The sequence below is a fragment of the Streptomyces sp. NPDC096311 genome (assembly GCF_044763085.1).
GTDB lineage: Bacteria > Actinomycetota > Actinomycetes > Streptomycetales > Streptomycetaceae > Streptomyces.
This window is the reverse complement of sequence record NZ_JBIWFN010000024.1, coordinates 21,590-47,280: the sequence shown is the minus strand read 5'-3', so window position 1 is coordinate 47,280 and position 25,691 is coordinate 21,590. Positions and strand designations below refer to the sequence as shown.

General features: G+C 69.7%; 18 protein-coding genes and 1 pseudogene. 10 read left to right on the top strand and 9 right to left on the bottom strand.

What is annotated here, in order from left to right:
• Positions 1-35 precede the first annotated feature (35 nt).
• Positions 36-965: an aminoglycoside phosphotransferase family protein gene (locus ACIRA5_RS43315; RefSeq protein WP_403700996.1), complete on the top strand. Its 930-nt coding sequence runs from the start codon at positions 36-38 to the stop codon at positions 963-965.
• 27 nt (positions 966-992) lie between these two features.
• Here ACIRA5_RS43315 and treZ read toward each other — a convergent pair whose 3' ends face one another.
• On the bottom strand, positions 993-2,738 hold the full coding sequence (gene treZ / locus ACIRA5_RS43310; protein ID WP_403700995.1) for a malto-oligosyltrehalose trehalohydrolase: 1,746 nt from the start codon (positions 2,736-2,738) through the stop codon (positions 993-995).
• 261 nt (positions 2,739-2,999) lie between these two features.
• On the opposite strand from treZ, the gene ACIRA5_RS43305 reads away from it, so the two are divergent.
• From ACIRA5_RS43305 to ACIRA5_RS43295, 3 genes are all read left to right on the top strand, one after another.
• Positions 3,000-3,551 carry a DUF1707 and FHA domain-containing protein gene (locus ACIRA5_RS43305; RefSeq protein ID WP_352048121.1) on the top strand — a complete coding sequence of 184 codons (552 nt, stop codon included), beginning with the start codon at positions 3,000-3,002 and terminating at the stop codon, positions 3,549-3,551.
• Positions 3,552-3,701: 150 nt separating this feature from the next.
• Positions 3,702-5,069 (top strand): M14 family zinc carboxypeptidase, encoded by a 1,368-nt coding sequence (locus ACIRA5_RS43300; protein ID WP_403700993.1) that lies wholly within the window; start codon positions 3,702-3,704, stop codon positions 5,067-5,069.
• The gene (locus ACIRA5_RS43295; protein WP_403700990.1) at positions 5,066-5,482 is read left to right on the top strand and encodes an SSI family serine proteinase inhibitor; all 417 of its coding nucleotides are present in this window, start codon (positions 5,066-5,068) and stop codon (positions 5,480-5,482) included. Before ACIRA5_RS43300 ends, ACIRA5_RS43295 begins: the two co-directional genes overlap by 4 nt.
• A gap of 66 nt (positions 5,483-5,548) precedes the next feature.
• Here the strand turns inward: ACIRA5_RS43295 and ACIRA5_RS43290 are convergent, their stop codons facing one another.
• Positions 5,549-6,799, bottom strand: a complete 1,251-nt coding sequence (locus ACIRA5_RS43290; protein WP_352048124.1) for a M14 family zinc carboxypeptidase — start codon at positions 6,797-6,799, stop codon at positions 5,549-5,551.
• 520 nt (positions 6,800-7,319) lie between these two features.
• Here ACIRA5_RS43290 and ACIRA5_RS43285 point away from each other — a divergent pair.
• Complete coding sequence (locus ACIRA5_RS43285; protein ID WP_403700988.1) at positions 7,320-8,420, top strand: cytochrome P450; 1,101 nt, start codon at positions 7,320-7,322, stop codon at positions 8,418-8,420.
• Here the strand turns inward: ACIRA5_RS43285 and treY are convergent.
• Both treY and glgX read right to left on the bottom strand, forming a co-directional pair.
• On the bottom strand, positions 8,380-10,785 hold the full coding sequence (gene treY, locus ACIRA5_RS43280; protein WP_403700985.1) for a malto-oligosyltrehalose synthase: 2,406 nt from the start codon (positions 10,783-10,785) through the stop codon (positions 8,380-8,382). The two genes, ACIRA5_RS43285 and treY, sit on opposite strands and share 41 nt — an antisense overlap.
• A gap of 60 nt (positions 10,786-10,845) precedes the next feature.
• Entirely contained in the window at positions 10,846-12,954 is a 2,109-nt protein-coding gene (glgX, locus tag ACIRA5_RS43275) for a glycogen debranching protein GlgX (RefSeq protein ID WP_403700982.1), read from the bottom strand.
• A 177-nt stretch (positions 12,955-13,131) separates the two neighbouring features.
• Here glgX and ACIRA5_RS43270 point away from each other — a divergent pair, with 177 nt between their 5' ends.
• The 5 genes and pseudogenes from ACIRA5_RS43270 (at position 13,132) to ACIRA5_RS43250 (ending at position 18,014) form a co-directional block, all read left to right on the top strand.
• On the top strand, positions 13,132-13,947 hold the full coding sequence (locus ACIRA5_RS43270; RefSeq protein ID WP_403700979.1) for a Tat pathway signal sequence domain protein: 816 nt from the start codon (positions 13,132-13,134) through the stop codon (positions 13,945-13,947).
• A gap of 96 nt (positions 13,948-14,043) precedes the next feature.
• On the top strand, positions 14,044-15,363 hold the full coding sequence (locus ACIRA5_RS43265) for a copper amine oxidase (protein ID WP_403700976.1): 1,320 nt from the start codon (positions 14,044-14,046) through the stop codon (positions 15,361-15,363).
• A 113-nt stretch (positions 15,364-15,476) separates the two neighbouring features.
• Complete coding sequence (locus tag ACIRA5_RS43260) at positions 15,477-16,715, top strand: SAV2148 family HEPN domain-containing protein (protein ID WP_190173009.1); 1,239 nt, start codon at positions 15,477-15,479, stop codon at positions 16,713-16,715.
• Between the two features lie 130 nt (positions 16,716-16,845).
• A pseudogene (locus ACIRA5_RS43255) lies at positions 16,846-17,151 on the top strand (exonuclease domain-containing protein); the annotation flags it as partial.
• 119 nt (positions 17,152-17,270) lie between these two features.
• Positions 17,271-18,014 carry a 3'-5' exonuclease gene (locus tag ACIRA5_RS43250; protein WP_403700973.1) on the top strand — a complete coding sequence of 248 codons (744 nt, stop codon included), beginning with the start codon at positions 17,271-17,273 and terminating at the stop codon, positions 18,012-18,014.
• On the opposite strand, the gene ACIRA5_RS43245 is transcribed toward ACIRA5_RS43250, so the two are convergent.
• From ACIRA5_RS43245 to ACIRA5_RS43225, 5 genes are all read right to left on the bottom strand, one after another.
• Positions 18,011-19,324: an MFS transporter gene (locus ACIRA5_RS43245; protein ID WP_403700970.1), complete on the bottom strand. Its 1,314-nt coding sequence runs from the start codon at positions 19,322-19,324 to the stop codon at positions 18,011-18,013. The genes ACIRA5_RS43250 and ACIRA5_RS43245 overlap by 4 nt on opposite strands.
• Positions 19,321-19,977 carry a helix-turn-helix domain-containing protein gene (locus ACIRA5_RS43240; protein ID WP_403700967.1) on the bottom strand — a complete coding sequence of 219 codons (657 nt, stop codon included), beginning with the start codon at positions 19,975-19,977 and terminating at the stop codon, positions 19,321-19,323. Before ACIRA5_RS43240 ends, ACIRA5_RS43245 begins: the two co-directional genes overlap by 4 nt.
• Positions 19,978-20,267: 290 nt before the next feature.
• The gene (locus ACIRA5_RS43235) at positions 20,268-22,310 is read right to left on the bottom strand and encodes a hypothetical protein (RefSeq protein ID WP_403700965.1); all 2,043 of its coding nucleotides are present in this window, start codon (positions 22,308-22,310) and stop codon (positions 20,268-20,270) included.
• Between the two features lie 98 nt (positions 22,311-22,408).
• On the bottom strand, positions 22,409-24,181 hold the full coding sequence (locus ACIRA5_RS43230; RefSeq protein WP_403700962.1) for a hypothetical protein: 1,773 nt from the start codon (positions 24,179-24,181) through the stop codon (positions 22,409-22,411).
• 35 nt (positions 24,182-24,216) lie between these two features.
• Positions 24,217-25,671 (bottom strand): tyrosine-type recombinase/integrase, encoded by a 1,455-nt coding sequence (locus ACIRA5_RS43225; protein WP_403700959.1) that lies wholly within the window; start codon positions 25,669-25,671, stop codon positions 24,217-24,219.
• Between the last annotated feature and the right edge of the window lie 20 nt (positions 25,672-25,691).

The window sequence follows — 25,691 nt, the reverse complement described above, 5'->3', positions numbered from 1 at the left end:
GGCTGTCCAAGGCCCCCGACGGCAACGGCGCGACCATGACCCAGGCACCGACACCGACCGCGCAGACCGTCCGCCGACTGGTCCGTTCGCTGCTCGCCGACAGCGAGACGGCAGGCGCGGGACCCGACGTCCGGCCCGTCACCGAGGGCGGTGAGCACTCCACCTGGTGGGTCGGCACCCGCCATGTGCTGCGGCTCGCTCCGGACCGCGAGACCGCCGTGCGCCGGCGCCGCGAGCTGCGGCTGCGCGACCTCGTCCGCCCGCTCGTCGGGGTCGCGGTGCCGACCAGCGTCGCCCACGGCGACTGGGCGGGCGGCCTGCCCTACACCCTGGACACCCGGCTTCCCGGCCGCTCGGGCGAGGCACAGGACGTCTCCGCGGTGGGGGAGGCGGACCTCGCGGGACTGCTCACGGGGCTGCGTGAGGTGCCCGTACGGCAGGCCGAGGCGCTCGGGGTGCCACGGGTCGCGCCCCGCTCCCTGGAGGAGCTGCGGACGGCCGCGGAGCGGGCCGCCGAGGGGCTGGCCGCCGCTGACGAGTTCGACCCCGGACGCCTCGCCCAGCTCACCCAGCCCGCCGCCGGCCAGCTGGCCGCGCAGACCGCGGCCGCCGTCCTCGTCCACCACGACCTCAGGGGCGACCACCTGGTGGTGAGTGCCGACGGGCGGGTGCGCGGCGTCCTCGGCTGGGCCGGCGCGGTCCTCGGGGACCCCGCCGAGGACATCGCCGGGCTCGCGATCGCCGTCGGCGCCCCCGCCGCCGTACGCGCCGCCACCCTCGCCGACTACGGGGCCCGCCCCTGCCTGCGCGGCCTGTGGCTGTCCCGCTGCGACACGGTGATCCGCCTCGCCGAGCACCTGCGGGGCCGCGGCGAAGGCCCGCTCCCGCTGCTGCGGACCCAACTGGGTCGCGCCTGGGAGCCGATCCTCCTCGAACGGGTCACGGAACTGCCGGGCGACAGCTGAGCCCGGCCGCGCGAAGCCGCCAGGCGCTCACGCCTGCGTCAGCACCACACACGACTCGCCGGGCACGCTCAACACCCCGTGCGCGTCCGGCGTCTCGACCGGTTCCCACGCGGCCAGCACGCGCGCGTGGCGCAGCCCCAGCGGGATCGCGGCGGCCTCCTTGCCGAGGTTCACCGCCACCCGTACGTCCCCGCGCCGCAGGGCCAGCCAGCGGGCCTGGTCGTCGTAGGCGACCTTGACGGCGGCCAGATCGGGGTCCGCGAGGTCGGGTTGACGTCGGCGCAGGGCGATCAGGTCGCGGTACCAGGCCAGCACACGCGCGTGGGGTGCCTTTTCGGGTTCCGACCAGTCCAGGCGGGAGCGATTGCGGGTCGCCGGGTCCTGCGGGTCGGGGACGTCCTCCTCCGCCCAGCCGTGGGCCGCGAACTCCCGCCGCCTGCCCCGCCGTACGGCCTCAGCGAGCTCGGGATCGGTGTGGTCGGTGAAGAACTGCCAAGGGGTGCCCGCCGCCCACTCCTCGCCCATGAACAGCATCGGGGTGAAGGGCCCGGTGAGCGTCAGCGCGGCCGCGCAGGCCAGCAGGCCGGGGGAGAGGGACGCCGACAGCCGGTCCCCCTGGGCACGGTTGCCGATCTGGTCGTGGGTCTGGGAGTAGCCGAGCAGCCGGTGCGCCGAGACGCGCGTGCGCTCCAGGGGGCGGCCGTGGCGGCGGCCGCGGAAGGTCGAGTACGTATCGTCGTGGAAGAAGCCGGACGTCAGCGTCTTCGCGAGCGCCGCGAACGGGGCCTGCGCGAAGTCCGCGTAGTAGGCCTGCTTCTCACCGGTCAGCGCGGTGTGCAGCGCGTGGTGGAAGTCGTCGTTCCACTGCGCGTGCAGTCCGAGACCGCCCTCCTCGCGCGCGGTGACGAGCCGCGGGTCGTTCAGATCCGACTCCGCGATCAGGAACAGCGGCCGGCCCAGATCGTCGGCGAGGGCGTCCACGGCCGTCGACAGCTCCTCCAGGAAGTGCGTCGCGCGCGTGTCCCGCAACGCGTGCACCGCGTCCAGCCGCAGCCCGTCCAGCCGGTAGTCACGCAGCCAGGCCAGCGCGCTGCCCACGAGATACGCGCGCACCTCGTCCGAACCCGGTGCGTCCAGGTTCACGGCCGAGCCCCAGGGCGTCTGGTGGGTGTCCGTGAAGTACGGCCCGAACGCGGGCAGATGGTTGCCGGACGGGCCGAGGTGGTTGTGCACGACGTCGAGGACCACCCCCAGGCCGAGCTCGTGCGCCCGGTCGACAAAGCGCTTCAGCGCCTCCGGGCCCCCGTACGGCTCGTGCACGGCCCACAGACAGACCCCCTCGTACCCCCAGCCGTGCCGCCCGGGGAACGGGCACAGCGGCATCAACTCGACGTGCGTGACGCCCAGTTCCGCGAGGTGTTCGAGCCGCTCGGCCGCCGCGTCCAGCGTTCCTTCAGGGGTGTACGTCCCCACGTGCAGCTCGTACAGGACCGCGCCCGGCAGCGGTCGCCCCGCCCATTCGGCGCGCCACGCGTACTGAGCCTGGTCGACCACCGCGCTCAGCCCGTCCGGGCCGTCCGGCTGCCGCCGCGAGCGGGGATCGGGCAGCACGGGGCCGTCGTCCACCGCGAACCCGTACCGCGAGCCGTCCTGCGCGTCCGCGTCGCCCGTCCACCATCCGGCGCGCTCCGGATCGCGCTCCAGCGCGCGCGTGGCGCCCGCGCAGTGGAGCGTCATCCGGTCGGCCTGCGGTGCCCACACCTCGAACCGCACAGACGGTTCCCCCTTGTCCGCTCTCCGTTGCCTGTTGCCTGTTGTCCGTGTCCGCTCTTCGTGACAGAGCGCGACGTGAGTGACGCAACATGTCGTGACGTAGCACGTTCATGGTGCTTCACACGAGATCAATTCGCTTTCGAATCCACCCTTTTGCCGCGTGTTTGCCACGTGATGGACGCGTGGAGCCCACCTGTCGGCGCCAGTGGCCTCTTCCGGGTCTTCTGGACACCCCGCTCCTACTGACCGACAATCACCTCCGTGACGTCGTCCTTCGAGTTCCACACGTACCCCGCGCGGCTGTCCGACGCGGAGCGCGACCGGGCGCTGAAGGCGCTCAGTGACGGCGTCGCCCTCGGGCGCCTCTCGCACGACACGTTCGTCCGCCGGATGGAACTGGCGCTCGCCGCCCGACGCTCCGACGAACTCGCCGTACTCATCGCCGACCTGCCCACCGAGGGACGCTGGTCGAAACTGGTGTTCGGCACCGTCGAGGCGCTCTCCGGCTTCACCGTACGGCTGCGCAGGGCCTGGCAGGCCGAGCGGCTCCCCAAACTGCTGCTGCCCCACCCCGGCAACAACTATCCCCTGCGGATCGGCCGCGACCCCGCGAGCGGACTGCGCCTCAACCACGAGACGGTCTCCCGTGTCCACGCCGAACTGAGCCGCCAGGGCGGCCTGTGGGTGCTGCGCGACCTCGGCTCGACCAACGGGACGACCGTCAACGGACGGCGGGTGATCAGCGCCGCCGTCGTCAAAGAGGGCGACCAGATCAGCTTCGGACGCATGTCCTTCCGCCTCTCGTCCTCCTGAGCGACCGACCCGCACCCGCATGAGCCTTGGCCTCGGGTTCACTCAGCGATTTCCTTAAATTCCCTTACGTTCGACGGTGTTGACGTACCTCCACAGCCGTGACTGACTGTGCGTACACCATGTACATCAGGTGAATCGACGGCACCACATTTGTGGAGGTGTGCCCTGCCGCCACTCCTCCGCTACCCGACCGTGGACGAGCTGGGCGCCCGTGCGGCCGCGCTCGTCGCCCGCCGGCCGCGCGACGCCCGACTGCGCCGCGTGGGCACGTCACGGGCGGGCACGCCGCTGTGGCTGCTGTCCGTCGGACACGGCCGCCGCCAGGCCCTCGTCGTCGCGGGACCCCACGCCAACGAGCCGGTGGGCGGTGCCACGGCCCTGCGCCTGGCCGAACGGGTGCTCGCCGACCCCCGGCTCCGCGAGGGCGCCGACGCCACCTGGAACCTGCTGCTCTGCCTCGACCCCGACGGCGCCCGCCGCAACGAGGCCTGGCTGTCCGGCCCGTACACCCTCGGCCACTACTTCCGGAACTTCTTTCGCCCCGGCTTCCTCGAACAGCCCGAGTGGCTGCCCGAGGGCGCGGCCGGTGCCACCCTCCCCGAGACCCGCGCCCTCCTCGACCTCCAGGACGAACTGCGGCCGGTCTTCCAGTGCTCCCTGCACGGCGTCGACGTCGGCGGCGCCTTCGTCGAACTGACCCGCGAGCTGCCCGGGCTCGCCCAGCGCGTCGCCCACACCGCGGCCCGCCTCGGCATCCCGCGCGAACTCGGCCCCTACGACACCCTGTACTGGCCGAGGCTCGGCCCCGCCGTCTACCGCATCCCGCCGCCGCACCCCGGCGACCTGGCCGCCGCCATCACCGAGGCCGCCGTCGAGTCCACCTGGTTCCATCCGCACCGTTACGGCACCGTCACCGCCGTCGTCGAGGCCCCCATGTGGGGCGTGGCGGCCGTGGAGGACGCCACCCGGCCCGCCGACGCCGACGCCGTGCTGCGCTCCGTCAGCCACACGCTGCGCCACGACACACGGCTCCTGGAAGGCATCCTCGGCCGGATCCGCCCCGGCCTCGACACCTCCCCGGACGCGGCCTGCCTCCTCGCGCCCGTCGACGACTATTTACTCGTCGGCCCCGGCCTCGCCGACTCCTGGGACCCCGACGTGCACGACGCCGGGGCGCGCCCTCTGCCACCGCTCGACACGGCCCGCCTGACCGCCCTGCGCCTCGCCGGACGCCGGGTCGCCCTGCGCACGGCCGGGTTGCTGCACCAGCTCGTGACCGGCTCCGGGCGCGACCCGAGCGGGGCGATGCCGGAGCTCGACCGGCTGATCGACGCATGGTGCGCCGACTACCGCGAGGGCTGCGGGGCGCGCTGGATCCCGGTCGCCCGCCAGGTCGAGTACCAGGCGCGCGTGGTGATCGCCGCGTTCGAACTCGCCGGGCGGTACGCTCCCGCGCGCTCCCATTCGGGTGAGGCGGGGTGGGGTGCGCAGGCCGCGCTGCCGATGCACCGGGAATGACGAGAAACATCCACACGGTACGCAACGCTCTCCTCGCGGCCGTCGCCCTGCTCACCCTGGGCGCGACCCCGGCCCAGGCGACGTCCCCCCAGGCGTTCCCCGGCAACTGGCTCTACCTCACCCTCACCACCGGCGACGCCCACTCCAGCAGCACCCGCGGCACGCTCCTGCTCTGCGACCCGCCCCAGGGCCACGCCCGCGCGGCCGAGGCCTGCGCCGAACTCGCCACCGCCGGGGGAGACATCTCCCGGATCCCGCCCAAGCCCGACACCATCTGCTCGATGATCTACGCCCCGGTCACCGCCTCCGCGCGCGGGGAGTGGGAGGGGCGGCAGGTGACGTACGCGCACACGTTCTCGAACTCGTGTGTGATGGGGGCTGAGACGGGGGCGGTGTTTGCGTTGTCGGGTTGAGGTGGCATCGGATGACAGATGGCGATATCTGTCATCCGATATCCGATATCCGTCATCTGTCAGACGTCAAGCCGCACCGTCCCGCGCATGCCGCGCCGCCGCGACCACGGTGCGGGACTGGTGCTCGACCTGGTGCTCCAGGGGAACCCAGCGGGCCCGGAAGCGTTCGGCGAAGGCGTCGCTCCACGCGGCGACCAGGCGCTCGAGGCGTGGTGCCGCCCGGTCGTCGGCCTCCTGGAGGACCCGCAGCAGCATCGCGGCGGCTCGCAAAGGGAGCCGGCGTCCGAACGCGTCGACACTGCCGACGTAGGCCATCGTCGGATCGGGAGGCGGCGTCCGCACCCAGTCGTGGGCCAGGCCCGGCACCAGCTCCAGTGCCCACTTCGCGGCGCGCAGGAGGGGCCCGTCGGGGCCGGGGAGCCTCGGCAGCACCTCCGTGAGCACCGTCTGCACCTGGAGCGCATCGCGCAGCAGCCGGTGTGCCAGGCGTCGCATCGCCGCATCCGGTGCGGGATGCGGCGCCGGGTCGTCCACGAGGTCGCTGGCCCACATCGGCACCTCGACGACCGCGGTCAGACCGCCGTACCGGTGGGTGTGGTACCAGGTGCTGTGCCGGGCGTCGTCGGGCATGCTCGGGTACGCCGCGTCCGAGCCCGGCGCCGGCATCACATGCACCCCGGGTCCGGAAGCGGGCCAGCCGGCGGCGTCGGAGGCGCCCGTCTCCACGGGGATGTGCAGTTCCGCCGCGGACTTGGCGAAGGGTTCGGCGAGGCCCGGGATGTCCTTGGTCAGCTGCACCCAGCTGCCGCCGAGATCGGTGCCGTGCAGGGTCACCTGGAGGTAGGGCCGCAGCTCGTCGATGACCCGGGTGAGGGCGCGGGTCTCCGGGGGCAGCCGGTCGGGCGGCAGGACGGAGGGCGACCACTCGGGCTGCTCGGGGCCGGCCGGACGGAAGAACCCGAGGTGGTAGTCGAACAGCGTGCGCGGGGCCGGTGTCACATGGAGGCTCGCGCCGTCCGGGTCCGCGCAGAGGAGGAAGTGCCAGGAGGTGTCGGCCCGCAACTCCCGCTCGTGCAGTACACGTTCGGCCAGGGCCTGGAGCGTCGAGCCGCCGGTCGGCTCGTTCGCGTGGGCGCCCGCCACGACGAGGACCGCGCGCTCGGCGTGACCGACGGACAGCAGATGGAGGGGTCTGCCCGCGCGTGAGACGCCGATCTGTCTGAGGGCGCACAGCCCGGGACGGTGAGCCGCCAACGTCCTGGCGGACGAGACGATTTCGGTCACACTGGGGTAGCGCAACTCCGGCAGGAGACTCACCCCCGACTTGTCCGCCCTGCGTCGCTTTCCGCAGTACTCCACGGTCTGGGGGAACTGTCAAGGAGAAGGCGGGGCGCCGCCCCGGGGTGCCAGGTGGCGTTGATCTCCGCCAGGACGGGCGGGCGGCGCCGGAAGGGGCGCACGCGGCGCCGCTCGTGCAGGTCCGAGAGCCGGGGCCGACCTCGGGAGTCCCGGCGCGGCCCGCTCGTCGTGGCCCACCCCGCACACCGTCCGTCCGGTGCGAGCCCTGGGAGCGTGCGCGGTCGCGAGCCGGTCTCAGGGGCGAGCCCCGGTGTCACCCGTACGGGCGTACGAGGACTGCGGTCCGGGGGCCACGGTGGTCCGCTGGGACAACCACGTGCCGCTCCTCGGCGCGCAGACCCGAGGTGGGAGGCCCGCGGTGTTGTGTCCTCATGGCCTTCCCACAGAAGGCGCTTCGATCGCGCCCACCGCTACGATCGCGCCCACCGCCCCCGTCGCCCCCGTCACACCGCGCGCGACCTCGACACGACCGCCCGTCGTGCGACGGCTGCCCGACCCCCCGAGCCTGCTCACCCCCGGCATCGAACGCGACCCGTACCCCCTGTACCGCATCCTGCGCCAGAAGTTCCCGCTCGTGTACGACCGGCCGTTCGGCGCGTGGCTGGTCAGCCGGTACGCCGATGTACGCGCCGCCCTCGCCGACCCCCGGCTCGTCGCCGCGCCGCCCGGACGCACCCTGGCCCACCTGGAGGGCGGCACGCACAGCGCGCACCGGGCGCTCGTCTCACCGGCGTTCCGCGGACACGCCCTGACCGCGCTGACCGCCGGGGTCGAACGGACGGCGTACGTCCTCGCCCGCCGCCTCACCGACCGTCAGGAGGCCGACCTCGTCGCCGAGTTCTGCCACTGGCTGCCCACTGCGGCGGCGGTCGCCGCACTCGGGCTGCCGTACGAGGACACCGCGCGCGTGCACGCCTGGTGCCGCACCGGCCTCGACCACCTCGGCGGCCACCACCCCGAGCTCGACGCCTTCCTGCTCCCGTACATCGCCCGTCGGCGCGCCCACCCGGGCGACGATCTGCTTTCCGCGCTGTGCACGGCACGGGCGGACGGGCGCCCGCTGTCCGACGAGGTGGTGGCGGGGATCGCCGGGACGCTCCTCGGCGCGGGCGGCGAGGCGACCGCGCACGCGCTGGCGTCGTTCCTCGCCAACCTTCTCGATCACCCCGGCCAGCTGGCGCTGGTCCGCGCCCGCCCCGAGCTGACGGCCGGGGCCTGGGCCGAGTCGCTGCGCCGCGATCCCCCACTGCACATCGTGCTGCGCCGGGCCGTCGAGCCGGTCGGCGCGGTACCCGCGGGCGCCACCGTGGCGTGTCTGCTGGGCGCCGCGGGCCGTGACCCGGCCCGGTTCGTCGACCCGGACCGCTACGACGTCTTCCGGCCCGACCCCGGGCAGCTCGCGTACGGCTCCGGACGGCACTTCTGCCCGGGCGCGCTGCTCGCCCGGCTCACCGCGGAACACGGCCTGCACGCCCTGTTCGCCGCCCTCCCGGAGCTGCGCAGGTCCCCGGGCTTCCACCCCGTCGCGGACGGCCTGATCAGCCGCTCTCCCCGGAGCCTGCTGGTCCGTCTGCGCTGACCCGCTCCAGAAGGACCACCGGCAACGGCTCGAAGAGCTCCGCCACACGTGTGTGCCCCGTGAACTCCCGCTCCGGGGCGAGCACGTCCGCCCATCGCCCTTCCGGGAGCGCGAGCCGGGTGTCGCGCCAGCCGCCCGCCTCCGCCAGACGCAGCGAAAGCCGGGTGACGGCGGAGATCACCTCCCCGGAGCGGACGAACGCCGTGCAGTGCGCGGCGCCCGGCCCCTCCGCCGCCAGCGGCACGTACGTCGCCGCGTCGCCGAAGACCTCGGGGCGCCGCCGGCGCAGCCGCAGCGCGGCCGTGGTGAGCGCGGCCTTCGCCGAAGCCTGCTCCAAGGGCGCGAACGGCTCACGGTTGTCCGGGTCCACCAGCGCCAGGTACTCGCCCTCGGTGCCCTGGTAGACGTCGGGCACACCGGGCATCGTCAGCTGGACCAGAGCGGCCCCCAGGACGTTCGCCCGGATGTGCGGGGCGAGCGAGGCCCGGAGGTCCGTCACGCGCCGTCCGGGCGGCCCGCAGGGGCCCGTCGCGACGAAGGACGCCACCGACTCCTCGTAGGGGGGGTTCTGCTCGGTCCAGGAGGTGTGCAGTCCCGCTTCCCGGACGTGCTTGAGCAGTGCCCCCTGGACGCGTTCCGCGTCGGCCGGACCCAGTCCGAACACCGTCTGCCACGCGGCCCACGCCGGCTGGGGGTCGGGTACGCCCGTCGTTGCCTCGCGGGTCACCTCGGCCAGTACGTCCGCCCACCGCTCGGGGCACTGGGTGAGCACCGAGAGGGCGGCGCGGACATCGGCGCTGCGTTTGGTGTCGTGGGTGGACAGGGCGGTGCCGGTGGCGGGCCAGTCGCGCTGCACGCGCGCGCAGTAGGCGTGGAAGTCCTCCGGGGACACGGCCGGAGCGCCCGGGTTGCCGCCCACCTCGTTGGCCGACAGCAGGGGCACATAGCGGTAGAACGCGGTGTCCTCCACGGACTTCGCCCGCAGCGCGGACGAGGTCTGCGCGAACCGGGCCCGGAACTCCGCGTACTCGGGCCCGTCACCGGCCCGCCCGAGCAGCAGGTCCCGCACGACGTCCACGGCATGCGCCTCCTCCGGCACCGTGAAGACCGCCCGGGCCTCTCCGGCGGCCTCCTCCGTCACGACCAGGGAGGCGTCGGTGGACGGATACGGCCGGTACACCTCGACGCGCACCAGGAGCTCGCGCAGCGCGGTGGCCAGGGCCCACGGGGCGTGGTCGCGCGGTTTCGGGTCGGGGGAGGCGGCGCACAGCCGGCTCGCCACGCGCGCGAGGCGGTCGAACTCCGTGGCCAGCTCGTGCGTGATCACCTTGTACGCCGCCCGGCGCACCGTCGCCTCCCAGCGGCCGCCCCGATCGGCCTGGGGGGCCACGAACCGCCGGTACTGGCCGAGGAGTTCCCCCGCGCCCGCCGGGTTCGTGAAGAGGCCGTCGACGTGCCGCAGGGCGTCGTAGCCCGTGGTGCCCGCGACGGGCCAGGCGGCGGGCAGCGGCTCGCCGTCCGCGAGGATCTTCTCGACCACCGTCCAGCGCCCGCCGGTCGCCTCGTGAAGGCGGCGCAGATAGGCGTCCGGGTCCGCCAGGCCGTCCGGATGGTCGATGCGCAGTCCCTCGACCACACCCTCGTCCAGCAGCTCCAGGATCTTCGCGTGGGTCGCCGTGAACACCTCCGGGTCCTCGACGCGCACTCCGATGAGCTCCGAAATGCTGAAGAAGCGGCGGTAGTTGAGGTCGGTGCGGGCCAGCCGCCACCAGGCCAGGCGGTACCACTGGGCGTCGAGGAGCTCCGGCAGCGGCAGCCCCGCGGTGCCCTCGCGCAGCGGGAACACGTGGTCGTAGTAGCGCAGTACGTCGCCGTCCACCTTCAGGTGGCCGATTTCCGCGCCGAGCCGGCCCCCGAGCACGGGCAGCAGCAGTCGGCCGTCCCCGGCGTCCCAGTCGATGTCGAACCAGCGCGCGTACGGCGACTCGGGGCCTTCGCGCAGTACCTGCCACAGGGCGTGGTTGTGGCGGGGGGCCATCGCCATGTGGTTCGGCACGATGTCCACGACCAGGCCGAGTCCGTGTTCCCGTGCCGTGCGGGCGAGGGCGCGCAGTCCCTCCTCGCCACCCAGTTCACCGCGCACACGCGCGTGGTCCACCACGTCGTAGCCGTGCGTCGAGCCGGGGACCGACTCCAGGACGGGGGACAGGTGCAGATGGGAGACGCCGAGCGAGGCCAGGTACGGCACGGCGGCCGCGGCGGCCCCGAAGGGGAACTCCGGCTGCAGCTGCAGCCGGTAGGTGGCGGTGGGTGCGGCGGGTACCACCGGGGCCGGGATCTCCCGTTCGGGACGCTCAGGTGTCATGGAAACCTACGTACCCGCCGCGCCCTCTTTCGTGTCATCGACGTACGTCCGAATGACCGGCTACGCGGGCCGTTGCAGCACGGTCAGGCTCCGGTCGAGCAGGGTCAGCCGGTCGCCGGCCTGGACCTTCGCGCCCGTGCCCGCCGTCACCCCGTCCGGGAGGGCCGTGTCGACGACCACCTGCCACTGCCGCCCGTGGTTGACCGGAACCTCGAACTCCAGGGGCTTGGGCGAGGCGTTGAACATCAGCAGGAAGGAGTCGTCGGCGATGTGCTCACCGCGCGGGCCCGGCTCGGAGATCGCGTTGCCGTTGAGGAAGACCGACAGCGCCTGCGCCTGCGTGGACCCCCAGTCGCGCTGGGTCATCTCGGTGCCCGCCGGGGTGAACCACGCGATGTCGGACAGCTCGTCGTGGGTGCCCTGGACGGGCCGGCCGTGGAAGAACCGGCGCCGCCGGAAGACCGGGTGGTCGCGGCGCAGCCACACCATCGCGCGCGTGAAGTCCAGCAGCTCGCCGTCGTCCTCGGGCCACGGCACCCAGGCCAGCTCGCTGTCCTGGCAGTAGGCGTTGTTGTTGCCGTTCTGGGTGCGCGTGAACTCGTCGCCGTGGCTGAGCATCGGCACGCCCTGGGAGAGCATCAGCGTCGCGATGAAGTTGCGCTTCTGACGGGCCCGCAGCGCGAGTACGGTCGCGTCGTCGGTGTCGCCCTCGGCGCCGCAGTTCCAGGACCGGTTGTGGCTCTCGCCGTCGCGGTTGTCCTCGCCGTTGGCCTGGTTGTGCTTGTTGTTGTAGGAGACGAGGTCGTTGAGCGTGAATCCGTCGTGGCAGGTGACGAAGTTGATGGAGGCGAGCGGACGGCGGCCGTCGTCCTGGTAGAGGTCGGAGGAGCCGGTCAGCCGGGAGGCGAACTCCGCCAGCGTGCGCGGCTCGCCGCGCCACAGGTCCCGTACGGTGTCGCGGTACTTGCCGTTCCACTCGGTCCACAGCGGCGGGAAGTTTCCCACCTGGTAGCCGCCCTCGCCGACGTCCCAGGGCTCGGCGATCAGCTTCACCTGGGAGACCACCGGATCCTGCTGGACCAGATCGAAGAACGACGACAGCCGGTCCACCTCGTGGAACTGGCGGGCCAGCGTGGCCGCGAGGTCGAAGCGGAAGCCGTCGACGTGCATCTCGGTGACCCAGTAGCGCAGCGAGTCCATGATCAGCTGGAGCACGTGCGGGGAGCGCATGAGGAGCGAGTTGCCGGTCCCCGTGGTGTCCATGTAGTAGCGGGGGTCGTCTGCGAGGCGGTAGTACGAGGCGTTGTCGAGGCCTCTGAAGGACAGCGTCGGGCCCAGATGGTTGCCTTCGGCGGTGTGGTTGTAGACCACGTCCAGGATGACCTCGATCCCGGCCTCGTGCAGTGCCCGGACCGCCGACTTGAACTCCAGGACCTGCTGGCCGCGGTCGCCCCAGGACGCGTAGGTGTTGTGCGGGGCGAAGAAGCCGATCGTGTTGTAGCCCCAGTAGTTGTTGAGGCCCATCTCCACCAGCCGGTGGTCGTTCACGAACTGGTGTACGGGCATCAGCTCCAGCGCCGTGACACCCAGCTTCGTCAGGTGTTCGATGATCGCCGGGTGGGCGAGTGCCGCGTAGGTGCCGCGCAGTTCCTCGGGCAGCGCCGGATGCTGCATGGTCAGGCCCTTCACGTGAGCCTCGTAGATCACCGTGTGGTGGTATTCGGTGCGCGGGCGCCGGTCGTCGCCCCAGTCGAAGTACGGGTTGACCACGACCGAGGTCATGGTGTGCGGCGCCGAGTCCAGGTCGTTGCGCTTGTCGGGCGCCCCGAACGGATAGCCGTACACCTCCTCGCCCCACTTGATCGAGCCGCTCATCGCACGTGCGTACGGATCCAGTAGTAGCTTCGCGGAGTTGACGCGCTGCCCGCGCTCAGGCGCGTACCGTCCGTGCACCCGGAACCCGTACCGCTGCCCGGGCATGATCCCCGGCAGATACGCGTGCCGTACGAACGCGTCGCTCTCGCGCAGTTCCACCGCCGTCTCCGAGCCGTCGTCCTGCAGCAGACACAGCTCGATGCGGTCGGCGGCCTCCGAGAAGACCGCGAAATTGGTACCGGCGCCGTCGTACGTGGCACCGAGTGGATATGCCTCTCCAGGCCAGACCTGCATGGATATGACTCTTCCAGTAGTGCCGCGCCCCTGGGGGCAACTCGGAGTCGAGTCTCCCCGAAACTGAGGGAACCTCCTATGACTTATGTCCCTCTTACCCGCTGACCAGGCATACGTCGTATGCCGAACCAGTGGGGCTCAGATCACTCCTGCAGAAACAGAGGAGTAGGGGGAAATGTGCGCAAGATAGTGCACCGCCATCTGGGAAAGGTGGTGGCGGGTGCCGCCGTCGCGGTGGCCGGGACGGCCGTGATGGTCGGGATCACCCTTCCGGGCTCGGCGGGGGCCGATGAGAGCTCGGGCGGCCTGCGCGGCGGCAACCAGGCCGCACAGCAGGCGGGACAGGGACAGGGGCAGACGGCCGTCGAGCCCGGTGTCGTCGAGCGGGCCCCGGCCGAGGGCGACAAGGGCACCGGCCGTGACCCGCTGACCGACGACGAGACCAAGCGGGTCGAACAGATCGCGCTGAACCGGCAGTTGTCGACCTCCGGCGAGAACGTCGAGGGGCAGCGCGGCCCGCAGCGCATCGGTGTCGACCTCGCCGACCCGGAGGAGAACGAACTCGACGACCCGAACGCGCGGCGCCGCGCGGACGTCACGTTCTACGACTACAAGGACGACACGCTCGTCACCAAGACGGTCGACCTCGGCAGCGGGAAGGTCGAGCGGACGGACACCCAGCACGGTGTCCAGCCGCCCATCAGTCTCGACGAGATGACCGAGGCCGCGAAACTGCTGATCGCCGACCCGCTCGGCGCGGGCCTGCGGGCCGACTACAAGGACGCCACCGGCAAGGAACTCACCTCGCCCGACCAGCTGACGCTGAACAGCATGGTCTACCGGGCGACCCCGGGCGCCCAGCCCGCTCTTCTCGCGAAGTGCGGCGAGCACCGCTGCGTGAGGCTGTTCCCGAAGGTCAGGAACGGGTCCTGGATCGATGCCCGTCAACTGGTCATCGATCTGAGCGCTCGCAAGGTCGGCAAGCTCGGCTGAGCCGCGACCGACGCGCTCCCGGCGGCTGAGCCGCCTCCGTTCACTTTTCCCACTCACCTCCTTCTTTCGCATGCTTTCGCAAGGAGTCTCTTCGTCATGCGCGTGAACAGAATCAGTCGTGCCCGCAGCCGGGCGGCGGTCGGTCTCTCGGTGGCCGCACTCGCCGTCGGCGCGACGACGGCCGCGGGTCCGGCCGTCGCCCAGCCCAAGGCCGCGCCCGCGGCGGCCCCCAGCTGCAGCACGGCGTACAAGATCGAGCAGAAGCTCTCCACCGGCACCACCTGGCGCATGTGCTGGCACTACGAGAGCGAGGCCGGGCTCGTCCTGGAGAACATCTCGTACCAGCCCAAGGGTGAGGCCCAGCCGATCAAGGTCCTCACCAGCGCCAAGCTCGGCCAGATCCACGTCCCCTACGACGACGGCAAGGCCGAGTACGACGACCTCACGGGCGCCGGCTTCGGCCAGGGCCTGATGAAGATGGCGCCCGGCGAGTGTCCCGGCGGCACCATCAAGACCGTGAAGATCCCCAACGCCTGGGACCCGCAGCACCCGAACGTCAACGGCCTGTGCACCACCACCCGTTCGCGCGGCCACGCCTACCGGATGGAGGCCGACACGGGCAACAAGGTCTACCAGACCCAGGGCAAGGACCTGCTGATCTACACCGTCAACAAGGTCGGCTGGTACGAGTACATCACCGAGTGGCGCTTCCAGGACGACGGCGCCATCAACATGAACATCGGCGCCACCGGCAGCCTCTCGCCCGGTGACTACGACGCGGGCGACGGCCGCGGCTGGCCCATCGGCAAGGGCGCCAAGGCCTACGCCACCAGCCACAGCCACAACGTCTTCTGGCGGCTGGACTTCGGTCTCGACGGCTCCTCCAAGAACAAGGTCGAGCAGTACGACTCCGTGGTGAGCCCGCCCCGCAACGGCAACGAGGGCCCGACCAACAAGACCACCCGCACCAAGGTCACCAAGGAACTCGCGGGCGACGCCAAGAATCAGCGATGGTGGCGCGTGGTCAGCGCCACCGGCAAGAACAAGGACGACCACGCCCGCAGTTACGAGATCGTCCCGGGCGCCACCACCAAGTACCTCGGCCGCCCCTTCACCCAGCACGACGTGTACTTCACCGAGTACAAGAAGTGCGAGCAGTTCGCCACCAACAACCTGCTCAACTGCGGTGCCGGAGCGGGAAAGTCCGTCGACAAGTACGTCAACGGGCAGACGCTCACCCACCCCATCGTGTGGGTCAACGTGGGCTTCCACCACATAGCGCGCGACGAGGACCAGCAGCCCATGCCGGTCCACTGGCAGGGCTTCTCCCTCGCTCCGCGCGACGTCACCGCTATGAATCCGCTCACTCCGCCCGAGCTCGCCAACCAGAACGGGCATGTGGAAAACGGTAGTTGAGAAATGACCTGTCCATCGGGCTGCACCGCCCGCCGCTCCCGGAGTACCCTTCCTTGATCGTTGAGTGGGGCTGACCCACGGAAGAGCTCGGGGGAGCGGAAGGCGGTGCGCGGGTGGGCTCGGGAGGGCTGGAGTTGCCTCCTGGTGACGAGGGTCACGAGGGGAACTCCACAGATGTCCCACCCGGCGCGGTGTCCCTGGCACGGCCGATGGAGATGGGATCCATTGGACCGGAACTGGACTGGGGCGCCGACGCCTGGCGTGAGGTGCGTACGCGCGCCCAGCGAGCCGGCCGTGCCTACATCTGGCTGAACCTGGTCGAACAGCGGCTGCGCGCGGTCGTGGCCGCTGTTCTGCGTCCCATCTACGAGCCCGTCCACGGCGACGACTGGGTGGTCGCCGCCGCGGGACCCGCCGGGCAGGAGTGGGTGCAGCGCGCGGTCGCCGTACGCGAAGTCAGCCGCCGCAAGGGCTACCTGCTCGACCCGGCCGACGACAACGTGCTCAGTTTCCTCACCCTGCCGCAGCTGCGCGAGCTGATGGTGCAGCACTGGCCGTGCTTCGAGCCCTACTTCGACGAGCGCCGGGACGTCGAACTCGCGCTGGACGAGCTGGAAGTCACCCGGAACGTGGTCTCCCGCAACCGGGCCCTGTCCGAGGCGGTCCTGGGACAGGCCGAGCGTGCCGCGGCCAAGCTCCTGGAGATCCTCGGCGCCGGCAGCGACGTGCCCTCCGCGCGCCGGCTGCCTGTCGACGCCGTCGAGGACCTGGTCGGCGACCGGTACGCGGACGTGGTCGGCGTGCACTCCGACCGGGTGCGGCTGCTGCGCCAGTTCCCCGCCGAGGACCTCTTCGGCGGCGCCCGCCGCCTCGACGCCATCGGCATCGGCCTGAACCTGCTGGTGCAGAACTTCTCCGGGCGGCGGCTCGTGCGCCTCGCCGAGACGGGCTGCCGGGTGCGGCTGCTCTTCCTGAACCCGGCATCCAGCGCGGTCAAGCGGCGTGAGCGTGAACTCGGCCTCAAACGAGGCGAGTTGAGCCGGGCCGTGGAGATGAACATCCTGCACATGCGGCGGGTGCGGGCCCGGCTGCGCGACCCCGGCGCGTTCGAGATCCAGGTGTACGACGAGACGCCGCGCTTCACGGCGTACCTCGTCGACGGGGACGGCTCCGACGGCATCGCGATCGTGCAGTCGTATCTGCGCCGCGCCCGCGGCATGGAGGCGCCGGTGCTGGTGCTGCGCGGCGGCGGCCGGGTGGTCAAACCGGACGAGATCGGTGAAGAGGGTCTCTTCCCGACATATCGCGAGGAGTTCGAGGTGGCCTGGGCGGATTCGCGCCCGGTGTCCTGAAACGTCGCCCCGACCCGGGTCGTGACGTGGTGTCCGGCGCGGGAAGCGGAACGCGGTCCTCGGACTGTCAGTGGCTCGTGCGATCGTGGAGACCACTGGGGGAAAGCACCACGAAGAAGGGGGGCCGCCCATGGGCTGGCACCGGGAGCTGCTGATCGGCTTCGACCTGGAGACGACCGGGACCGATCCGCGCGAGGCGCGCATCGTCACGGGTGCCGTGATCGAGGTCAAGGACGGAGAGCCGATAGGGCGCCGTGAGTGGCTGGCCGATCCGGGCGTGGAGATTCCGGCGGACGCGGTGGCGGTGCACGGGATTTCGAACGAGCGGGCGGCCACGGAGGGCAGGCCCGCCGACCAGGTCGCCGACGCGATCGCCGGCGTCCTCACCGGGTACTGGAAGAGCGGCGTCCCGGTCGTGGCGTACAACGCGGCCTTTTATCCACGCACTCCACACGCGTCTCAAGTGTCTCGTCTCGCAGGGCGTGGTAGGGATCTGCTGCGCCTTGGACCGAACGGCCACGCGCTGGCGCCCAGCTGCCCCGCCGGAGTGCTGTGATGAGCTGGATCAGCGAATCGATGGTGGCTTTCGATCTGGAGACGACGGGTACCGACATTGAGACGGACCGCATCGTCACCGCAGCACTCGTAAGGCTGGGTCCGGACGGGAACCCAACAAAGGAGCGGACGTGGCTGGTCGACCCGGGAATTTTGATCCCTGCGCAAGCCATAGCGATTCACGGCATCACGACTGAGCATGCCCGCACGCACGGAGCCCCGACTGCTTCCGTGATCACAGAGATCACGCAGGCCATCACCGAAGTTCTCAACTCCGGCACGGCGTTGGTGGTCATGAACGCGCGGTACGACCTCTCCCTTCTGGATCGTGAATGCCGACGGCACAACGTCACTCCGCTCACAGAGCGGCTGGAAGCGACGCCTTCTCCAGTCATCGATCCCTTGGTGCTGGACAAGCACGCAGACCAGTATCGGAAGGGGCGGCGCAATCTTCAGGCGCTCTGCGCCCACTACGGGGTGCCACTGGATGATGCGCATAACGCGGGAGCGGACGCAGTGGCTGCCGCTCGGACGGCACGCAGAGTGGGTGAGAAGTACTCGTCCATAGGATCGCTGTCTCTCGCGGATCTGCATGATCTTCAAGTCCGTGCGGCGGCCGAGCAGGCTGCCTCGTTCCAGAGGTATCTGCGTCGTACGTCGGATGCGACCGCCTACGTCGAGTCGGCATGGCCGGTGATCCCGTTCAGTCGCGAGGAAGAAATGGGTCCTCTGACGCGAGGCTAGCCGGACGATGGCGAGGATGCGGACGCCGATGCCGATGGTGCGCCGGGTGCTGGCTCTGGCGGAGTGTCGGGCAATTTGCGGATACGTGGGACCGGCGAAGGCAGCACCCAGACCAGGCACATCACGGCTCCGGCCGTTGCGATCCACAGTGTCGGGCGTAGCCCGATAGCCGTGCCGAGTGCCCCTCCCGCGAGCGCGCCCAGCGGGCGCATGCCGTGGGTGAGGGTGCGGTAGGCCCCGTTGACGCGGGCGCGCAGGGCGTGGGGAATGAGGGCCGTTTGAAGTGAGCCCAGCGAGATGTCGACGATCATCGCGCCCACGCACGAACCAAATTCGGCGAGGAAGAGGAGGCCGAGGACGAGCGTGTCCGGGCCGTCCGCGAGGGGTACGAGCAGCAGCGGGACTGGGAAGGCCGCGAAGCCGACGACGACGGCGGGCCCGATGCCGACGCGGCGCACGAGACGGCCAGTGAGGGCGGCACCGACCAGCCCGCCGATCGCACCGACTCCGAGGACCGACCCCAGCACGCCTGCGCTCAGGCCGAGTTCGGTGGTGGCGTAGAGCACGAAGAGCGTGTGAAAAATGAAATTGAAGAACTGAACCGTGGCGGATCCGGCGAACGTGGCGCGCATGACGCGCGAGCGGAGGATCCACCGCAGGCCTGCGGTGAAGTGTCCTTTCGAGGGTGGCACGGCCGACGGTTCGACGGGGGTCATACGTGCCAGACAGCAGGCGGAGGCCAGATAGGTCACCGCGTCAGCGAGGAGCGCGAGCGGCGCGGTGAACAACTGGACGAGGAGACCGCCGGCGCTGGGACCCGCGACGAAGGACATGGCCCGGCTTCCGTTGACGAGGGAGTTGCCCTCGATATAGCGCTCGGCGGGGATGAGCGAGACGAACAGGATGGTGTTGCAGACGTCGAAGAGGACGGTCAACGCGCCGATCCCCAAGGCGACCGCGTAGAGCTGCGTGAAGGCGAGGGCGTCCAGGGCGTACGCGATGGGAACCGACGCGATGAGCAGGGCCCGCGCGAGGTCTGTGGCGATCATGACGCGGCGGCGGTGCGCTCTGCTGTCGGCCCAGGCGCCCGCGGGAAGAGAGAGCAGCAGGGCGGGCATGAGCTGGGCCGTGGCGAGCCAGCCCATCTGGGCGGCGTCGGCGTGGAGGGCGAGGACGGCGACGAGAGGGAGGGCGATCTGGGATATCTGGTCGCCGACCAGGGAGATGCTCTGGCCGGTCCAGTAACGGCGGAAGGAGCGCTTGCGCAGGAGGTCGGGGACGGCCGCGGATAAGCGGCCCGAGGCCGTCATCGCGGGCCGCCCGTGCTGTCCGGAGCGATGGAAGTCTCCTCGTTGCCTGCGGGCCGTTGCGGCAAGGGAAAGGCGGCCCGGACGATCTGGACGAGCCGTACGCCCTGGGGGCGGGCGGCCGGGTCGCCCTGCCGGTCCTCGTAGGGGCGCAGTAGACGGTCGAGTCTTTCGCCGAGGTCGGCGAGCTCCTCTGCCGTCAGGTAGAGCACTTGGTCGCCGATGTGCTCGGCTTCCTGCCACTCGCGCGGTAGATCGTGGCGCTCTTCGATGGCGCGGGTGATCAGCTCGAAGTAGCGTTCGGCGACCGCAGTTTCCAGTGCCCTGCTGGCCTCTGCGACGGCAGGGTCCTCGGAGTAGTTGGGCCACTGAGTGAAGCGTGCAGTGGCCCGCCAGGGTTTCTCGCGTCCCTGGCCACCCGGTGCGACCTCGACCAGCCCGTACTTTGCGAGCATCCGCAGGTGGTACGAGCAACTGGCGACGGATTCGCCAGTGAGCTCGGCCGCGCGGGTCGCGGTGAAGGGGCCTTCGGTACGGAGCAGGCCGACGAGGCGCATGCGGGTGGGATGGGCGTAGGCGCGCAGAGCGTGAGGGTTGGTGAGCTGGGTCGTGCGAGCAGGGGCTCCCGGTGGCTCGTCCTTCTGACTGTTCGACATGTTGTAAAGGTATCTTTAGAAAGATTCCTTTACAACATGTGCTGTAGATGGTTCTGAGCCAGCTCAACGTCGGTCGATGCGGGTAACCCGGTCATGGTGGCTTGAGGCTTGAGAGAGGCGCTGGTTCTCGAGCGTGAGGAACTGAACCCGCTGTGCGAGGACGTTGATGGAGGACCGGAGCTCCCGCACCTCGCGCGCGTGCTCCTGGCGAAGCCCACGCTCGGCTGCTTTCAGAGACTGGACCTCCTGCCGGAGGGATGCTGAGGGTGCGGCTGCGTCTTCTCGTTCGGCTACGAGGTTTCGGAACTCCGCCAGAACACGGGGGTAGCGGTAGGCGCTGGCTCTGCTGACGTCGGCTTCAACGGCGAGTGAGGCGACGGTGAGGGAACCGTCACTACGGGTGGGTTCTCCGCGGAGCAGACGCTCGGACGCTGCCTTGAGGGCTGCTTCGATGGGTTCAGCTGTGGGCACGGTCGATTCCCTCGATCACTCTGATGATGTCGCTCGTGTGCCCTCGCAGAGCCGTGCGCTGGAGATCCGAGAGCCCGACGAAGGTCAACGCACGCTCGGTGTCGCTGCGTGCCGCTTCCCACGCTGGGCGATGACGGGTCGTGATGGTCGAGTTCGCACAACGCGGTTTCGGGTTGGTAGTAGCAGTCGTTCAGAGTCCCGACGTGCAGAGTGTGCGCCGAGGTCTTGAGCATGGCGTGGAGGCGCCGCTCATCGACCACTCTGCCGGGAAAGTCCTGCAATTCCTCCTGTACGCGGGCAAACTCGTTGTCGGTCCGTGCGCCCCCTGGAGCGGTCGAGCGCACCCCGGCCTTGAAGTCGTCGTAGCGTTCCACGATGTCGGCCAAGCGGGCCAGGGCCTCTTCGGCGGCGACTTCCGCGCGGAAACCGGAGGGCGAAGTCCCTGCGTAACCCTCGAACATGGCTACGGAGAGGTGCTTGTACTGGACCATCCCCGCGACGGTTCCGTACGGACGGTGAGCGATGTGCCATGCCACGGTTCTGCGGAACTGGCGCGTTGTGAGATTCCACGGCTCTCCGTCGACATCGGGTACTGGAAAGCCGATGTCCGCGCAGTGTGCCCGGAACGCGTTGAGGTTCTCATTCATCCGGTTGGCGGAGATCGTTGAGTACGGGCGACCAGCGACCGGTCGGCAGAACAGCAGGTCACGGTGGGGCAGGCATTCCAGGACTTCGATGGCCTGCGCGACAGGCTCGATGACCACCCAGCTCTCCGGCGCCCCTCGCCCGCCCTTGACGAGTTGCGATCGCACTTTGTGCCTGACGACGACGCCGTCCGTACTCCGTTCGGTGAAGTGACAGCCGTCTCGGAGTTCCTTGACCTCGGAGTCGCGCATTCCGGACAGATAGGCGATGAGGATGTAGCAGGCGGCTCGCAGGAGCCGTTCCTCATGGGGGACTGCGGGAGGACTGAACCTGTCCCGCCAGGGGCGCCCGGTCTGCGGATGCGGAGTGATGGTTGTGTCCATGCCGCCAGGCTCAGGTCCGAGCCGCTCCAGTGCCCTGACGATGTGGTCATCGTAGGAGCCGCCGGCTATATCCCGCCCCGCCCCCGACTTGCGCATGATGTACGTGTAGGCGGGTGAACCGGCCAGGTGCGGTTGGAGACCGGTGCCGTCCAGAACCGGGACCCCGCGCCCACCTGCCGCAAGACTGTCGAGATAGCGGTTCAGCCGTGCGAGAGACAGCCCGTGGATCTCGCTGACAGAGGCCTGCAGTTCCGTCAATTCGGCGCGCGCACTGATGATGTCCGGTGCTGCGGTACGTACGTAGAACAGGGCGGCCTGTACCAGCGGGGCGATGACCTTGGGCGGGATCCGGGGAGTCTGGTTTTCGTGTCTGCTCACCGCCGGGCCGCCGATGAAGCGGGAGAGGGGGCGGCCGTTCCACGGATTGATCTCCAACGCGTCCGATGGCATGCCCTCTGCCGCGAGGTGGAGGCGTGGGATGACCTGGAGGCGATGGCGCAGACTGCTCGGCATCAGTTCTTCGCCGTGGCAGTGAAGCAGATAGGAATCGAGAACCGGCTGTGTCACGGTGTCCAGGCGAATCCCAGCGTGTTCGGTGTCGAGAAACCGGAAGAAACATCGCAGATTCCACCACTCCGCCGCCACTGTCGAGATGGAAGGAAGCGCACCACGAACCGGGTGTGTGGTGAGTCTCCAGAAGAGAAACTCGCGCGCGGCCTCGCGCCGGGTGGCATCACCGAGTGACTCGAAGTCGATGAAGAACTCGCTGGCGTAGCGGTTCCCCGCGTGCCCGGCGACCGCGAGATCCCAGAAACGGTCCCCGAATTGCGGCATGAGGGATGGATCGGCGGCGAGAGGTCGTCCGGACAGAACCGGTGTCGTGTCGGCAGGGCGCTTGGCACCATGGCCAAGTGGTAGTGGCTGGGCGGGCATCAGTGGCCTCCCAGTAGGTTGTGGGGCAGGAACAGCAGAGGCTCGGAAGACTCGGCGATTGCCTTGGCGCTGAGCACGTCGCCCTTGCTGAACCGCGGGACGATCAGTTGCAGAATCTGATGGTGAACCTTGCCAAAGCGCGCTGCCCACTCCGCTGCGGGCGTCTTGGCCCGTTCTGCCTCAATGTGGTTGAGGAAGGCCAGGATGGCTGGGAGCTTCCTTCGGGTGATCACGGCGTTGCTGCACCCCAGACAAGAGAAGAAGGAGACGGGACATGCCTTGCCCTTGATGCCGAAAGGCGAGTCGAAGAAGCTGCGACAGGACGACAACCACAGGTCGGATTCGCCGGACAGAAGTGGCGGCAGCTCCTCGGCGGAAACGCCGAGTGACTCCCATGCGTCCACAGGATTTTGCGTAAGCCTCTCTTCCTCATCTGGCGTTAGCACCACGGGAGTCTGGGCGTCATCGAGTGCGTCCTGCAGGCCGTCTGCCACGGCCTGTTCGTGCAGATTGCGCAATGAGGGGATGTCTGCGTAGTGCGCTGCGGCGATGTCCGGTGAATGCCCCTGCACGAACGCCGACATCCTTCCGCCGGTTACCTTGTAGACAGCTGCCTTGTACGTCTTGCGAAGCCGGGAAAGGCGCAAGTCGACGGGCTTCCCCCCGTCAGTGAGCCGGTGTGTCGACACGAAGCTCCGCGCCACGCTCGACGCAGATCCAGCGCTGAAGCCGGCAGACAGAATCCCGTCCTTCGTCCGGAACTGCCACAGCGCCGACGAGCCCGTGGCCTCTCTGACAGGGGCAGTGATCCGCAGGGCCAAGCGCAGCAGCCCGCCGGGCGAGTTGGGCGAGCCGTCCCGCACGCGCATCGTGTTCCACTCCTGGCCGTGCCGACGCCGCTTGAGGTATTCGACCTGTACGTAGCCCCGGTTGGGATTCTTCAAGCAGTCGGAGGCCAACTCTCTGGCCGCTTCCACCTCCATGCCGCTTTCGAGGCAGAACAGAAGGAGCAGGGCGAACAGGTCGCGGCTGGTCGGATACACCAACGGTGCGAGACGGCCGGGAGTATGCGCATCAGCCAGCGCCGTGCCGACTAGTTGGGCCAGCTGCTGCCGGGTGAATGTTCCTTGGCTCCGGTAGATCTCCCACAGCACATTGGCGTCGGAGTTCCAACCCGCCATCCGTGGATCCTGTCCCTGCGCCAGGAGTGCCGGCCCGTCAAGCGTCAGGCGCCGAACTGCATCGTCGACATCGCAACGTGCAGCAGTGCGCAACTGCTCGACGATGTGCGGTGAATAGGCGTCACGAGGTGTGTACGAGCCCACCGGACCGGCAGAGGTATGAGAGAGCCGCCGGAGCATGGCTGCAGACAAGCCGGATTCCTTGTCGCTGAGGCGGCGCAAGATCCAAACGATGTCGGCGATACGTGAGTACGGCGTCCTGGAAGACTCCGGATGCCTCTCTCGAAGGTGGCTCTCGAACCCGTCGAGGTGACGCGGGAGGAGGGCATTCACTCGCAGTTCCACGCCTTCCGTGGAGTCCAGCCAGCGTGCCCATTCCAGGCAAGAGCGTGCGCGATTCCGGAGAGTATGTGGGGATCCAGTCCCCTGGCCTACGGTGCATGACACCGCCAGCTCGGCACCCAGCGCGCGCAGCAACCGCTGCTGCGGCTCGTGGGTCCAGTCCACGACAGCCATCCGGTCGTCCGGGAACGTGACCTCGATCTTCAGGAGTCCGAGCGTGGTTGGAGTCTGGTCAACGGTCTGGAGCACGGGTGCGTTCAACCGAGCCCGACGTTGTCCCCGGGTTACCACGCGCTCGCTCCCTGTGTCTGCGACAACTGAGTCGCCGTGTCCGCGACCTCGGACGTCCAGGAGTCCACCGCACCATCGATCAATGCCTGAGCCTGGTCGGTACAGTCGAGGTAGATGTACGTCGTGGTGATCGAGGAGTGCCCCAGCAGGCGGCGCAAGTGATCGAGCGGGTCGCCAATGATCCGGCGGTACACGCCGTCGGCCACCTCATGCCTCTCAACCGAGCCGATCTGTTCATGGATCAGCGCAGACAGTAGATGCACGGCGAAGGTGTGCCTGAGCACATGGGGTGTGGCGGCGACGTCGATCTCGTACGTACGGCATCTCTCCGAGGCCCGCACGAAGACGGACTCCCAGGCCGACAGGGACACAGGCCGAGCTTCCTGGCCCAGCCATACGCACGCCGGCCCGACGGGATGGCCCTGCTCGTCAACGAGGTAGAGCCGGGAGCGGACCGCTGGCGGCACACGTGACCAGGGAACTTTTCGGAGCCGGCCGTCCTTCGAGGGCATCCGCACACCCCGCCGGTCGGCTTGACTTCCGAGCACCGCACCGGCCGGCAGTGGGCAGCCTCGGGCGCGCCAGCGGTCGAGCATCAGGGAACGCTCGATCTCTACGTAGTCGGCCACCGCACGGAGGACACGGTTCGGCAGCAGGACCCTGCGTCCCTTGTCCCGTTTGGCGGTCGGCGGCGCCAGGTCGAACGGCACACTCTTCATACCCCTCTGGATGTCCAGAGTGGGGAGTTCCGGCCAGCAGAGCGACGCGGCCTCCTCGATACGCAAGCCTGTGGTGACCAGCAGCTCCGCCATGACGACGTTCCGCTCCGAGTTACGGCCATGGAAGGACAAATCGGCGGCGTTGGTCGGCAGTTGACCGCGCAATCCGACATCGCGGAAGGCCGCGTAACGGGCGACGGACAGGAACTTCACGTTTCCGCGCTTGGCCGCCTTCTCTGCTGCACGGTTGTTGCGGACTCGCACCTGCTGTCCGGAGCCGGTGTGCCGTGAGCTCTCGTAGTACTTGAACGGCGTCCGCTCGATCAGGGCCTCGTCCACGGCCCATGTGTAGAACTTGTCCAAGGCGGCGACGCCCCGGTTCCAGGTCGAGGCTGAGACAACCTGTGTCGGGTCGGGAGAGACCCGCCGGGCCCGGTGGAAGGCCGTCACGTCGTCACGGTCGGCTTGCCAGACGGTCTTGCCGCGATGTTCGTGGAGGAACCGTCCCCACGTCAGCAGATCGAGAGCGTACGCCCGCCACGAGTTCGCCGACCTCACCCCGAGGGTCGGCAAGGACCACAGGAAGCGGTTCAGATGTACGTCGTAGCTGCCGTCATCGCTGAGGATGAACGGCGCCCCGGCATGCAACCCATGCCTTTCCAGTGTCCTCTGCGCATCGGTGACCCCGGCCGCTTCCAGCGCTCCCGGGTCGGTGAAGAAGATCTCCATCTGATCGCACCCCCTGGCCG

Excerpts from the sequence above, each read along its gene's own strand:
- ACIRA5_RS43240 (WP_403700967.1), bottom strand. The coding sequence starts at position 19,977 with ATGTCGAACAGTCAGAAGGACGAGCCACCGGGAGCCCCTGCTCGCACG.
- ACIRA5_RS43235 (WP_403700965.1), bottom strand. The coding sequence starts at position 22,310 with ATGCCGCAATTCGGGGACCGTTTCTGGGATCTCGCGGTCGCCGGGCAC.
- treY (WP_403700985.1), bottom strand. The coding sequence starts at position 10,785 with ATGACACCTGAGCGTCCCGAACGGGAGATCCCGGCCCCGGTGGTACCC.
- glgX (WP_403700982.1), bottom strand. The coding sequence starts at position 12,954 with ATGCAGGTCTGGCCTGGAGAGGCATATCCACTCGGTGCCACGTACGAC.
- ACIRA5_RS43265 (WP_403700976.1), top strand. The coding sequence starts at position 14,044 with ATGCGCGTGAACAGAATCAGTCGTGCCCGCAGCCGGGCGGCGGTCGGT.
- ACIRA5_RS43295 (WP_403700990.1), top strand. The coding sequence starts at position 5,066 with ATGACGAGAAACATCCACACGGTACGCAACGCTCTCCTCGCGGCCGTC.
- ACIRA5_RS43225 (WP_403700959.1), bottom strand. The coding sequence starts at position 25,671 with ATGGAGATCTTCTTCACCGACCCGGGAGCGCTGGAAGCGGCCGGGGTC.
- ACIRA5_RS43315 (WP_403700996.1), top strand. The coding sequence starts at position 36 with ATGACCCAGGCACCGACACCGACCGCGCAGACCGTCCGCCGACTGGTC.
- ACIRA5_RS43245 (WP_403700970.1), bottom strand. The coding sequence starts at position 19,324 with ATGACGGCCTCGGGCCGCTTATCCGCGGCCGTCCCCGACCTCCTGCGC.
- ACIRA5_RS43250 (WP_403700973.1), top strand. The coding sequence starts at position 17,271 with ATGAGCTGGATCAGCGAATCGATGGTGGCTTTCGATCTGGAGACGACG.